Source organism: Archangium sp. (assembly GCF_036389735.1).
In the GTDB taxonomy this organism is placed as follows: domain Bacteria; phylum Myxococcota; class Myxococcia; order Myxococcales; family Myxococcaceae; genus Archangium.
The window spans coordinates 1-12,318 of sequence record NZ_DASVWK010000038.1; the positions used below are offsets into that span (position 1 = coordinate 1).

Below are 12,318 nucleotides of genomic sequence, written 5' to 3' on the forward strand. Positions count from 1 at the left end.
GGTGCCGTCCCAGCGAGCGGACGACGATCTCCTGCTGCCCCACCACCCCGTCCATGGCGAACACCGCGCGCACGCCGCCGAGCGACAGCACCATGGCCGTCTGCGGCTTGCCCGACTCGAGAGCCAGCGGCAGCCGGGGCAGGCCAATGGCCTCGGTGAGCGTGTGGAAGGAGAGGTGCTCGCCCTCCACGTACGCCACCACGTGCCCGGCCACGGTGCCCACGTCGGAGGGCGCCAGCCGCAGCACCCGCTCCACCGCGTCCGAGGGAATGGCCACCACCGCGGTGCCGGCGCGAACCAGCAGCCCCAGCGCGCCCGCGAGGATGAGCGGCAGATCAATGGTGAAGCGCGTCCCCGTGCCCTTCTCGAAGGAGATGTCCACCGCGCCCTGGAGCCGCGTGGCCGTGCTCTGCACCACGTCCAGCCCCACGCCGCGTCCGGACGTCTCCGTCACCTGATCCCGGGTGGAGAAGCCCGGCTCGAAGACGAGCCGCGCGGCCTGCATGTCGGTGAGCTTGGCGGCCTCCGCCTCGGTGAGCAGCCCGCGGCGCACGGCCACGGCCCTCACGTTCTCCGGGGACAAGCCCGCCCCGTCATCCTCCACCACCACCGCCAGTCGAGTGCCCCGGGGCTCCACGCGCACCGTGAGCAGCCCGCGCGCCGCCTTGCCCGCCGCCACCCGCTCGCTCGTCGCCTCGATGCCATGGTCCAGCGCGTTGCGCACCAGGTGCTGAAGCGGATCCTTCAGCTCGTCCACGATGCGCCGGTCGATGCGCACATCCCCACCGGCGAGCAGCAGGTCCACGTCCTTGCCCAGGCGCGCGCACAGCTCGCGCACCGTGCGCTTGAGCGGCTCCAGCATCTGCGAGGCCGGCACCATGCGCAGGTCGCGCAGGTCGTCGCGCACCACCTGGGCCACCATCGCGAGCTGCTCGCCCTCGCGGTGCACGTCCTTGGACAGCTGCACCAGCCGCTTCTGCACGCCCCGCACCATGCCCACACCCGAGCGCAGCGACTCGAGCGCTCCGCCGCCGCCGGACAGCGCGAGCTGCTGGGCCGCGCGCTCCAACTGGAGCAGGGCATGGTTCGTCTGCTCCATGAGCTCGCGGTGCGCCTCCGCGCGGCGCAGTTGCTGCGCCCGGCCCGCCGCGAGCTGCTCCACCTGGAGCGCCAGCGAGTCGAGCGTCCGCACCGAGATGCGCACCGCCCGATCCATGTCCTGCTGGCGCCGGCCGGCCGCCGCCGAGCGCGACGTCACCACCGGCTCCGCCGGGGCCGCCGCGGGCTCCACGGGGGCTTCCTCGGCGATCGCCTCCAGGGCGACCCGCAGCTGCACCAGCGAGTCCGTGACGGCCGAGGCCGCCACGCTGGCGCCGACGCCCTGCTCCTCCATGCGCGCGAAGGAAGCACGCACCGAGCTGGCCATCGCCTCCACGGCGGACACTCCGGCCGTCTGGGCCGCGGCCTTCAGCAGCTCGGCCAGCCCCACGGCCTCCCACACCACGCCCTGCCGGTCCTCCAGCACGGGCGAGCACAGCCGGCCCAGGGCCGTCTCCAGCTTCTCCAGCGTCTGGAGGCCATCGCGCCGGAACTGGGCCGGGACGCGGGGCTGCACCTCCGCGGTCGGCACCACGCCCCCACGCCCCAGCGCGGCCAGCAGCGGTCCCAGACCCTCGATGGTGGGCAGCTCGCCGGTGTCCCCGCGGTTGAGCGCCGTCTCGATCGCCGACAGGCCGCGCAGGGTGCACTCCACCAGTCCCTTCGGCGGCGCCTGTCCGGGCGAGCAGCGCGCCAGCCCGTCCTCGACGGCGTGCACGAGCTGCTCGATGTCCGACAGGCCCAGGCTGGCCGCGGACCCCTTCAGGCTGTGCACCTCCCGCTTGAGGGCGGTGAGCTGTTCGGACGCCTGTTCGGGCGAGCCCTGCTCCAATCCCAGCACCGCCGTGCCGATGATCTGCAGTTGCTCGCGCGTCTCCGCGGCGAAGATGGGCCAGAGGCTCCGCAGCACCCGTGGATCCATGCGCCCCCCTTCCTAGCTCCGCCCCACCGTGGACGGATCACCGAGTTGCTCGAGGTCCAACACCATGAGCAATTCCTTGGTGACCCGATCCCGGGTGAGGTGGGTGAAAGGCCCCGGTGGAGGGTGCGACAGGTCCGCGCTCGGCAGTTCCTGCCTTCCATCCACCTCTTCCGCCGCCAGCCCGAAGAACTCCTCGGACACTTCCACGACGACGACGCGCGTCAGGTCCGACATGCCGCCCCCTTCGAGGCCCAGCACCTGCCGCAGATCCAACACCGGCACCACGCGCGAGCGGGACACCAGCGCTCCCAGCACGTACCGGGGCGCCCCCGGCATCGGGCACAGCCCCTTGGACTCCAACACGTGATCCACCGCCTCGATGGGCACGGCGTAGCGCTCGCCGCCCACGCGGAAGGACAGCACCGAGAGAGTCTCCCGGTGCTCCTCCTGGCGTGAGCCGGCCAGGGCGCGCGCACGATCGGCGAGCACCTCGCGGCGACGCTCCGGGCTGAGCACCTGCGCGCCCTCGAGCACCGCCTGCGCCTCGTCCAGCTTGCGGCGCAGTGCCGCGTAGTCGATTTTCCCGCTCGACTCGTCGCCGGCCATGGTTTCCCTAGTACTTGCTGGCGGGCAGCTTGAGGATGCTGCGCACCTTCTCGCGCAGGTCATCCACCGCCACGGGCTTGTTGAGGAACGCGCTCGCTCCCACCAACCGACCCCGCTGCCGGCTCGCATCATCCTTGAGCGAGGTCAGCATCACGAAGGGGGTGGCGAAGAGGATGGGGTCCGCCCGCACCGCCGCGCACAACGCGAAGCCGTCCATCTCCGGCATCTGCACGTCCGAGATGACCAGGTCCGGCTTGACCTCCCGGGCGCGAGCCAGGCCGCGCACGCCATCGCTCGCCTCGAAGAACTCCAGACCCCACCCCATCAGGTACACCTGGATGAGGTTGGTGATGGTCTTCGTGTCCTCGACGATCAACACCTTCATAGTTGGGATTCCTCCACGGACACGCCTGTCATAGCTGGTACTTTCCGACGAGGTCCGAGAAGCGCTTGGAGAGGTTGGACAGGTTGCCCGCCACCTGCTCGATGCGCTTGGTGCCCTCGACGTTGTCTTGCATGGCGATGGTGAGCTCGTTCATCGCCGCGGCGATCTGCTCCACGCCAATGGTCTGCTGCCGGGTGTTGCCGGCGATCTGCCGGGCCGCCAGCGACGACTCGCGAATGAGATCGCTCAAGCCCACGATGGCCGAGCCCGCGCTCTGGGCCATCTCCATGGCGGCCAGGGCCCGGCGGCTGCCCTCCTCGGTGGCCGACACGGCGGCGCGCGTGCCCTTCTGCACCTCGCCCAGCAGCGCGCGCACCTGGTTGGCCGCCATCTTCGACTGCTCGGCCAGGGTGCGCATCTCCATGGCCACCACCGCGAAGCCGCGGCCCTGGTCTCCCGCCTTGGCCGCCTCGATGGAGGCATTGAGCGCCAGCAGGTTGGACTGCTCGGCCACGTCCTTCACCGTGGTGATGATGTCGCCGATCTGGAGCGTCTGTTCGTTGAGGTCGGTGATGGCCAGGGCGATGGCCTTCACCTGCTCGCTGAGCTTCTCCATGGCGGCCACGCTCTCGCCGACGACCTTCTGGCCCTCGGCGCTCAAGGCGTCCGAGCGGCTGGTGCCGCTGATGACCGTGTCCGCGAAGGAGGTGGCCTGCTTGGACGTCTGGGCGATCTCCGCCACCGTGGCGCCCGTCTCGTGGATGGCGGAGGCCTGCTCGTTGGCCATGGCGGACTGCTGCGAGGAGGTGGCCAGTACGTTGGTGGCCTCGCGCTCCATGTCCGAGGCCGCGCCGCGCAAGTCCTTGAGCAGCGTGGCCAGCATCTCGGCCATGGTGGCGAAGCTGCGCGCCAGGTCTCCCACCTCGTCGGTCCCGCTGGTGTCGATCTGCTGCCGCAGGTCTCCCGCGGCGAAGCCGGCCGCCGCGTGCGCCAGCCGCTCCAGGGGGACGATGAGCACGCGGGCCAGCGCGGCCACCACCAGCAGACAGGCCACCAGCACCACCAGGCCCACGCCCAGCCCGCGCAGGGCCATGCGCGACACGGCCTGCTCCAACAGCTCCATCTCGAGCCCCACCTGCACCGAGCCCACCTGGAGCTGTGCCGGGGCCGCGTCCGCGCTGGGCGCGCGTGGCTCGAACACGACGGGGGCGGACGTCTCCAGCACCCGCCGGCCGCCCACGTAGAGTTCGCGCTCGGAGCCCTCCGCCGGCAGCGAGGGCAGCAGCGCCGAGCTCACCAGGCGCGGCACCCGAGCATCGCCGAGGATGTCACCCTGCCGGTCGCGCACCACCACATAGGCCATGTCCGGGTGGTTGCGCAGCGTGGCGGTCGTGGCGCGCACGAGGCTCACCTCGTCCCGTGCCCAGGTGGCGATGGCCAGATGGTGTGCCAGCTCCTGGCTCGCCGCCGTGGCGCGCCTGGCCGACTCCTCCTTGAGCGACTCTCGCATCTGCAGCGAGAAGGCGGCCACGAGAATGATCATCACCAGCGTGCCGGACACGCCCGTGATGGCCAGAATCTTGGTCCTGAGGCTGAGCCGCCGCATGTCCAGCCTCTGAATCGCCGGCGGCCTCATGCCAGTGCCTTCCACGGATCCTCCCTGCTCCAACGGGGGGCGCTCATCGCGCACCCGACTTTCCCTGCTTCATTCCCGGAACGAGCGCTCGCCGCAGACCCCCCACCGTCAACTCCTCCACGCCTCGCAGCACCTGCTCGTCATCCAGACCTTCCAACGCCCGGAGCGCGTTGCGCCGTGCCCGCTCCGACTCCTCGGGTTGGCCCAACTGTCCGTACAGCGCCACGAGCATCGCATGACCGACGGCCAGTTGCGGCTCCAGATAAAGGGCCTTGCGCACCGAGTCCACGGCCCCCTGCACGTCCCCCCGCCCTTCAGCCATCATGGCGAGCAGCAGGTAGGCTTCCGGCGACAGCTCACGCGCGGCCAGCCGGGCGAGTTCCTCCGCCGCGTCGAAGCGACCGTCGCGCACCGCGGCCCGCGCCTGCTCCAGCGTCGCCACCAGCGAGGAACCGGCGGTGGGTGGGGGCGGAGGGGGAAGCGCGGCCTCCTGGGAGGCGGGGGCCTTGGAGACGGGCGCCACCCGGGCCGTGGGCTGGGTACGCCGCAGGGGGCTCGGAGCCCGGGTCACCAGCCGGAGGGGCCCAGGGCGAGAAGCCCGCGCGGGTGGCCGCTCACCAGGCAGTGGCCTGCGCAGGATGAGCTGCCCTTCCACCTCCCGCTCCTCCAGGCCCAGTCCCTGGGCGAAGGGCAGCTCCGCGGGGGACAGGAAGAGCCAGCCGCCGGGCGCGAGCGCCGCGACGAGCCGCTCCATCACCCCGGGGATGACCTCGGGCGGGAAGTAGATGAGGACATTGCGGCAGAAGACGGCCTGCGCGCCGGCCACGGGTGGCGGATCCGTCACGAGGTTGTGGCGCCGCAGCTCCACCCGCGTACGAACCTCCGGGGACACGTTGACGGAGTCGGGGCGGATTTGAAGGAAGCGCCGCTCCAGCTCCGGCTCCATGCGCCGCACCGACCAGGGCGAGTACGTGGCCTGCTGGGCGCGCGCGATGGCGCGGCCGGAGACGTCCGTGCCCAGCACGCGGAAACGGTCGGTGCTCACACCGGCCGCCAGCAGGGCCATGGTGATGCTGTAGGGCTCCTCCCCGCTCGCGCAGCCGGCGCTCCACACCAGGAAGGGCCCGGTGCTGGCGGCGGCCAGGCGCCCCAGCTCGCGCAGCTGCTCCGGGTGGCGGAAGAAGTATGTCTCCCCGATGACGGCGTAGCCGATGAAGGCCTCCACCGCCGAGGTGTCGCGCGCCAGCAACCGCTGGAGGAACTCGGCCTTGGGCAGGCCCTGGGCCTCGGCCGCGCGAGTCAGGGCGGTGCCCAGGGAGCGGCGCACGCTGGGCGCCAGCACCATGCCACACGCGGCGCGCAGGACCGTCTCCAATCCACCCAACGTCGCCTCGTTGAGGCGCTCGGCGCGCACCGGCTCCTTCACGCCCCCTCCACCGCCAGCACCGCCGAGGCCCGCAGCAGCGGCCGCAGCCCCTCGGGGGTGCGACACAGGCCCGCCATCAGCCCGGTGCCATCCCAGGGGGTGCGTGCCTCGGTCGCGATGGAGCCGTCCACCAGCAGCGGGGACTCCACCAGATCGCGCACCCGGTCCACCAGCAGCGCCACCGTGCGCGAGCCCCCGCAGATGACGAGGTGTGCGTCCAGGTCGGGCTCCCGGCGCACCCCCAGCATCGCGGCCAGATCCACCACCACCGCGGGCGTGCCCCGGTAGAGCATGGTGCCCACCACATGGGCGCGCGCCGCCGGCAGGGGCTCGATGGCCACCAGTCGCACCACCTCCAGCACCGCCTCCACGGGCAGCAGCGCCGTCGTGCCGGCCACCTCCACCGTGAGGTAGAGGCCCGGCAGTCGCTGCTCCGCGCCGAGCGTGGCCAGCTCCCGCCGCAGCCGGACAATCTCTTCTTCCAGCGACGCCAACCGCTTCTCCGCCGATGCGCGTCTCGCCTGGGCTTCAGCCGTCATTGAAGGGGAATCCACCATCGCGAGCCCGCCGGAACTCAGATGCGGGAAGTATTGGACGGTAGTCCGATATTGCGGGGAGCGTCAATGCGGGCGACACCTGCGTACCCCATCGGCGCGAGGGGGACGTGTGGACGCCTGCCGGGCAGGCGCCATCTGCCGAGTCGCGTGTTTCCGGGAGTTATGGTTTCATGCGACCCGTGACGATTGGTTCCCACCCAGCCGAAGAGCGGGGGAGCGACAAGACATGGTGACCGGCGACTCCCAGGGTCCGAGTGATACCGGATCGGATCCTCTCATCGGGCGGACGCTCAACGGCCGCTTCAGCATCCTCGAGCCGATTGGCATCGGAGGGATGGGTCGGGTCTATCGCGCCCAGCAGACCCCCTTGGATCGGGTGGTCGCGCTCAAGGTGCTCAACCCCAACTTCCCCACCAGCAGGGATCCGGGCTTCCAGAAGCGCTTCCTGCGCGAGGCCTCGCTGTCGTCCAAGCTCCGCCACCCCAACACGGTGACGGTGATCGACTACGGGCAGACGGACGACGGCATCTACTACATCGCCATGTAGTACCTGGAGGGGCGCACCCTCGGGCAGGCCCTGGCGGAGTCGGGGCCGCTGCCGTGGGCGCGCGCGCTCAACGTCGCCCAGCAGATCTGCCGCTCCGTGCGCGAGGCGCACAACCTGGGCGTCGTGCACCGCGACCTCAAGCCGGCCAACATCATGATCCTCAACGAGGCCGATCAAGACCTCGTCAAGGTGCTGGACTTCGGGCTGGTCAAGTCGATCACCCCCTCCGCGGAGGAGGCGCTCAACCCGGAGATCACCCAGAGCGGCACCTTCCTGGGCTCGCCGGCGTACATGGCGCCGGAGCAGGCGCGCAACGAGTCGGACGTACGCAGCGACGTGTACTCGCTGGGCGTGGTGCTCTACCAGATGCTGGTGGGGCGGCCGCCGTTCATCTCGAAGGATCACATCGAGCTCATCTTCTCGCACCACAAGGAGCCGCCTCCGGCCTTCAGCTCCGTGCGGCCGGACGTGAGCGTGCCTCCGGAGATCGAGGAGCTGGTGCGCAAGTGCCTGGAGAAGGATCCGGCGCGGCGCTTCCAGACGATGGACGAGCTGCTGGAGGGGATGCGCGGGGCCAGCATGGCCGCCGGCGGCACCAGCGGCATCTTCAAGCGTCCGGGTGGGCAGAACACCACGGGCCCCTACAAGACCCCGCTCTTCGCCGGCATCTCGGGCGACTCCTCCGGGGGCAATGAGACGCTCGCGGTGGACATCAGCGTGGAAGTGCCGCCCGAGATGCAGCAGGCGCGTCGGCGCACGCTGCTGCTGGGAGGGCTGGTGGGCGGAGGCCTCGCCGCGCTCATCACCGGGGGCCTGCTGCTGTCCTCGGGAGGCTTCTCGTTCGGACGGGCGATGGGGACGACGACCCCGGTCGCCCAGGCCCCCGCGCCCGCCGAGAAGCCGGCGGAGCAGGTGGTGCGCTTCCGGCTGATGAGCCAGCCCTCGGGCGCGCGTGTCATCTACAAGGGCCAGGAGCGCGGCACGACGCCGCTGCTGCTGGAGATTCCCAAGGAGAAGGGCCAGGACACCCTCACCGCCGAGTTCACCTTCGCGCTCGAGGGCTACCAGCTGGAGACGGTCATCACCGGCGGCTCGGGCGAGGTGGTGTTCGCCCAGAAGCTGCAGCGCGTCCGCAGTGGCTCGGCGGTCGCCAGCCGGAACGCGGGCGGCTCCACCGGCGGCAAGGTGGAGCGCGTCTCGGGGAAGGCGGAAGAGGACTCCACGGAGACGGCGCTCGGGGGCATGTCCGCGCCCGTGATGCTGGAGTCCGCGCCCGCGCCCCTGCCCGCGGCGGCCCCGACGACGGCGGAGCAGAAGTCCGAGGCGACCGCCTCCGGTGGAGCCCTGGCCGTTCCCGTGCTGGCGCTGTCCAAGGGCGTCGCCCCCACGGGGGACGCTCCGATGCCCTTCCAGGACGGCATGGCGCGCCCGGTGGAGCTGCAGGGCAAGGACATCGTCTACACGCGCGAGGCGCTCGCGGCGCGCGTGGAGGGGACGATGATGGTGAAGTGCGTCATCACCAAAGAGGGCACGGTGGAGAACTGCCGCGTCATCAAGGGCCTGCCGCACATGAACGAGGCGACGGTGCAGGCGCTGCGGTCGCGGACGTACAAGCCCATCACGTTCCAGGGCAAGCCGGTGGCGGTGGACTACCTCTTCAACATCCGGCTGGTGGCCCCGCGTCGCCGCTGAGTCCCGGGCGCTCCACTCGTAGTCGACTAGGAGTGAGGCTCAGTTGTAGTCGACGACAACGGGAGCCTCACCCGGCACGCCCCAGCTCAGCACGGGCCAGCCGCGCCGCAGGGCCTCGCGGCGCAGGCGGCGATCCGGGTGGACGGCCACGGGGCGCCCCACCACCTCCATCACCGGCAGGTCCGAGTACGAGTCCGTGTAGAAGGTGCACTCGGACAGGGGGATGCCGGCCTCGGAGGCATAGGCTTGAGCGTGGACGCGCTTGCCCTCGCCGAAGCACACCTCGCCCAGGGGCTTGCCGGTGTGCAGGCCCGCGGCGTCCACCTCGAAGCGGTTGCAGAGCACCGCGTCCAGCCCCAGGTCCCGGGCCACCAGCTCGGACAGGTAGCCCGAGGACGAGGTGAGCAGCACGAGCCTGTCCCCGGCCGAGCGGTGCTCCTCCAGAGCGAGCAGGGCGCCGGGCCGGTACTGCGAGCGGACCTGCTCCTCATAGAAGAGCACGGTGCGCTGGCGCAGGTACTGCTCACCCAGGCCCTCGAGGTGGGTGATGGCCTGCCGCAGGGCGTCCTGCATGGCGACGAAGCCCAGGTGGTAGCGGGCCAGCCACATGCTGGCGCGGAGGGCCTGCATGCGGGTGATGTGGCCCAACTCGAGTTCGCGACGGACCCACAGGGCGCCCGAGTTCACCGCGAGCAGCGTCTTGTCGAGATCGAAGAACGCGATCGCCATGAACACACCCTAAGCAGGCGGAGCGCGGGGAGCAGCGGCGCGCCCCTCGCCTGCCCGCTCGCGCCTCCGGCGGAGGAGCCGCAGGCCCAGGAGCGCCGCCGCGGGGAGGAGCGTTCCGGGCGCGGCGCCACACCCCATGGGGGCCAGGCCCGGCCCCTGACTCACCGCCTGGGTACGGCGGCCGAGGTCGGGGGACTCGCCACACTGGATGGGGGGCAGGCCCCGGGGGTAGGCGTCGCAGAAGCCCGCGGCGCTGCCCACGTCGATGATGCGCTTGTGCGTCTCCCCCGGGGGCGCGGTGGGCTCCATGGTGGCGCCGATCACATCCACATGGTCCAGGCCCAGCACGTGGCCGATCTCATGGGTGGCCGTGTTCTGGAGGTCGGTGGCGACGCAGCTCGAGGACAGCACCGCGTCACACGTCGGCGAGTCGACGGTGGTGAAGAGGAAGCCCCTGCCATTGGGCGCGGCGTTGAGTTCGATGTCCGCATCGAGGATGTAGCCGGTGCGGAAGCTGAAGGTGGTGGTGGTCAGCCCGATGGTGGCCCCCCCGTGGTCCCAGCACGCGTACTCGTTGGCGCAGGTGTCGGCCTCGATGCACGGGTCCTCGGGCGGGACGACGTCATTGCAGTCCGCCTCGCGGAAGGTGATGACGTTCTGGTTGTCCTTGCTGTCCCTCAGGTAGCCCACCTGGGGATTCTGGATGTCCGGGCCGCGGGTGAGGGTGAAGTCGCTACAGGTGCCGGCCAGCGCCTGCCAGGAGGAGAACGAGGCCTCGAGGGCGCTGAACTCGGTGTCCCCCGGCGTGCGGAGGCTGCCGGCCGCGTCCAGCCGGTACACGAAGTCGCGGATGTTCCACAGGACGCAGAAAGGCCGGCCGGGCACCAGGGTGCGCCGGTACGTCTGCGCTTCGGCTCCGGGAGCGGCGAGGGCGAGCGCTGCGAGGACGAGCCAGGAGAGGGAGCGGTTCACGAGCGAGCGCCTCCCCGGCGGCGGCGCCATGCGAGCAGGGCGCCGCCGAGCAGCGCGGGCCATCCCCCTCCGGTGTCGGCGCTGGAGCACCCCGTGGCCAGGGGCCCCAGGGCCGCCGGGCTGCCGCGCGTGCTCACCACCGAGGGGGTGACGCAGCTCTGGCTGGGCTGGCCCCTGGGGTACGTCATGCACACGAAGTTGCGCGAGCCGTCGTCGACGGTGCGCTTGGAGATCTCCCCGGGAGGCGCCCGCGGGTACATGGTGGAGCCGGCCGCCAGGGTGTGATCCAACCCGATCAGGTGGCCGATCTCGTGCGTCATCGTGTTCTGCACGTCGGTGGCCACGCAGGTGTTGGTGTTGATGGTGATGGGCTGGGTGCAGGCCGGCTTGTCCACGGTGGTGAAGGCGAAGCCGGCCGAGTTCAGCTGGATGTCCGAGTCGTAGATGATGCCCGACTTCTCGTCATAGGTGGTGAGCGTGAGGGCGATGGTGCGATCGTCCCCGTCCCAGCAGTCGTAGACGTTGCCGCAGACGTCGTCGTCCCAGCACTCATCGTCGGAGGGCACCACGTTGGGGTCGGCGCAGCGGCGGGAGCGGAAGAGGACGATGTTGCGGTTCTCGCCCCTCAGCTCGTAGCCGACCTCGCGGTCATCCACGACGGCCGCCTCCTGGATGCGGAGGTTGCCGCAGGCGCTGAAGACGTCCTGCCAGCTCTGGAAGGAGGCGCGGATGGCGGCGAACTCGTTCTGCTTCTGGGCATCCGTGCTCTTGGGGTTGCCCACGCTGCTGAGCTGCCAGGTGATGGTGGGCACCGTCCAGAAGAGGCAGTGGGTGTTCGGGTCGTTCGCCGTCACGCGGCTGCGCACGTAGGGCTCCGAGGTCGTCTGCCCCAGGGCGAGCGCGGCGACCAGCATCGGCGCGAGCATCACGGCCGTTTCTCCTGGAGCGCGGTGCGGATGGAGTCCTTCAGCTCCGCGAGCGACAGGGTACGCGCCGAGGACGAGGTGGCCTGCCGGGTGTCCGGATCCACCAGGAGCACGTCCCCCGTGGACTCGGGCACGGCCAGGGCGCGGGTGCCATCCTCCGAGCGCTGCACCTTGTACTTGCCCTGGGCCATGCCGGCGACGCGGAAGGCCCGGACGCCGCGACGCTCCAGGAAGAGCACCACCTCCTCGCCCGGGGTGAAGGAGGCCAACCCGCTCACCGTCTGTCCGATATCTCCTACCCGCCCACCAGGCTGGGTGACGACCACCGAGCCGCTCGCCTGCCCCTTGAGAGACTCGGAGACTTGGATTTCCACATCCGTGACGATTCGGCGTCCATCTCCGCTCCAACGACTTTCCACCCGGCGCACCGTCCCATGGACGATGGAATCGGCCGTCCGGGCGAGCTCCGGCAGATCCGCTCGCAACATCGTGGTAGCGCTCGCCGACAGACCCAGCAGAAGAACGAACGGCAGGAGCGCACGGAGCGTGATGGGAAGTTTCATGCAAGAGCCCTCGGTGCGCGGCAGTTTAATGCATCCGCCGGGCCGACGGGCGGCGAACTCGGCCGCTCGTTGACCACACAAGCTCGCTCCTGCTATCCGCGCCCCTTCCCTATGGCTCCTGCTCCTCGCGTCCGTTTCGCGCCCTCCCCCACTGGCTACCTCCACATCGGCGGTGCCCGTACCGCCCTCTTCAACTACCTCTATGCGAAGCGCCAAGGCGGCGTCTTCATCCTGCGCATCGAGGACACGGACCAGGAGC

At 70.8% G+C, this 12,318-nt stretch carries 11 protein-coding genes and 1 pseudogene; 2 read left to right on the forward strand and 10 right to left on the reverse strand.

Going from position 1 to position 12,318, the window contains the following annotated elements:
• The 6 genes from VF794_RS01235 to VF794_RS01260 form a co-directional block, all read right to left on the reverse strand.
• On the reverse strand, positions 1-2,020 hold a 2,020-nt coding region (locus tag VF794_RS01235), incomplete at its 3' end, for a chemotaxis protein CheA (protein WP_331106886.1).
• A gap of 12 nt (positions 2,021-2,032) precedes the next feature.
• Positions 2,033-2,626, reverse strand: a complete 594-nt coding sequence (locus tag VF794_RS01240) for a chemotaxis protein CheW (RefSeq protein WP_331106888.1) — start codon at positions 2,624-2,626, stop codon at positions 2,033-2,035.
• 7 nt (positions 2,627-2,633) lie between these two features.
• Entirely contained in the window at positions 2,634-3,011 is a 378-nt protein-coding gene (locus tag VF794_RS01245) for a response regulator (protein ID WP_331106890.1), read from the reverse strand.
• 28 nt (positions 3,012-3,039) lie between these two features.
• Positions 3,040-4,647 (reverse strand): methyl-accepting chemotaxis protein, encoded by a 1,608-nt coding sequence (locus tag VF794_RS01250; RefSeq protein ID WP_331106892.1) that lies wholly within the window; start codon positions 4,645-4,647, stop codon positions 3,040-3,042.
• Positions 4,648-4,690: 43 nt separating this feature from the next.
• Entirely contained in the window at positions 4,691-6,073 is a 1,383-nt protein-coding gene (locus tag VF794_RS01255) for a CheR family methyltransferase (protein ID WP_331106894.1), read from the reverse strand.
• Positions 6,070-6,630 (reverse strand): chemotaxis protein CheW, encoded by a 561-nt coding sequence (locus tag VF794_RS01260; protein WP_331106896.1) that lies wholly within the window; start codon positions 6,628-6,630, stop codon positions 6,070-6,072. Before VF794_RS01260 ends, VF794_RS01255 begins: the two co-directional genes overlap by 4 nt.
• Positions 6,631-6,856: 226 nt before the next feature.
• Between VF794_RS01260 and VF794_RS01265 the strand changes: the two are divergent.
• Positions 6,857-8,869 (forward strand): annotated as a pseudogene (locus VF794_RS01265) (TonB family protein).
• 39 nt (positions 8,870-8,908) lie between these two features.
• Here VF794_RS01265 and VF794_RS01270 read toward each other — a convergent pair.
• From VF794_RS01270 to VF794_RS01285, 4 genes are read right to left on the reverse strand one after another with little or no spacing between them, the layout of a single operon-like run.
• Positions 8,909-9,598 (reverse strand): HAD-IB family hydrolase, encoded by a 690-nt coding sequence (locus VF794_RS01270; protein WP_331106898.1) that lies wholly within the window; start codon positions 9,596-9,598, stop codon positions 8,909-8,911.
• Positions 9,599-9,607: 9 nt separating this feature from the next.
• Complete coding sequence (locus VF794_RS01275; RefSeq protein ID WP_331106899.1) at positions 9,608-10,570, reverse strand: myxosortase-dependent metalloprotease, MXAN_2677/MXAN_2678 family; 963 nt, start codon at positions 10,568-10,570, stop codon at positions 9,608-9,610.
• Positions 10,567-11,496, reverse strand: coding sequence for a myxosortase-dependent metalloprotease, MXAN_2677/MXAN_2678 family (locus VF794_RS01280; RefSeq protein ID WP_331106903.1), 930 nt, complete (start codon positions 11,494-11,496; stop codon positions 10,567-10,569). The genes VF794_RS01275 and VF794_RS01280 overlap by 4 nt, the downstream gene beginning before the upstream one ends.
• Entirely contained in the window at positions 11,496-12,059 is a 564-nt protein-coding gene (locus VF794_RS01285) for a hypothetical protein (RefSeq protein ID WP_331106901.1), read from the reverse strand. Before VF794_RS01285 ends, VF794_RS01280 begins: the two co-directional genes overlap by 1 nt.
• A gap of 111 nt (positions 12,060-12,170) precedes the next feature.
• Between VF794_RS01285 and VF794_RS01290 the strand changes: the two genes are divergently transcribed.
• Positions 12,171-12,318 (forward strand): glutamate--tRNA ligase family protein (locus VF794_RS01290; RefSeq protein WP_331106905.1); only part of this gene is annotated, 148 nt, incomplete at its 3' end.

Coding starts and splice junctions, on each gene's coding strand:
- VF794_RS01270 (WP_331106898.1), bottom strand. CDS start 9,598: ATGGCGATCGCGTTCTTCGATCTCGACAAGACGCTGCTCGCGGTGAAC.
- VF794_RS01280 (WP_331106903.1), bottom strand. CDS start 11,496: ATGCTCGCGCCGATGCTGGTCGCCGCGCTCGCCCTGGGGCAGACGACC.
- VF794_RS01240 (WP_331106888.1), bottom strand. CDS start 2,626: ATGGCCGGCGACGAGTCGAGCGGGAAAATCGACTACGCGGCACTGCGC.
- VF794_RS01260 (WP_331106896.1), bottom strand. CDS start 6,630: ATGGTGGATTCCCCTTCAATGACGGCTGAAGCCCAGGCGAGACGCGCA.
- VF794_RS01250 (WP_331106892.1), bottom strand. CDS start 4,647: ATGAGGCCGCCGGCGATTCAGAGGCTGGACATGCGGCGGCTCAGCCTC.
- VF794_RS01245 (WP_331106890.1), bottom strand. CDS start 3,011: ATGAAGGTGTTGATCGTCGAGGACACGAAGACCATCACCAACCTCATC.
- VF794_RS01285 (WP_331106901.1), bottom strand. CDS start 12,059: ATGAAACTTCCCATCACGCTCCGTGCGCTCCTGCCGTTCGTTCTTCTG.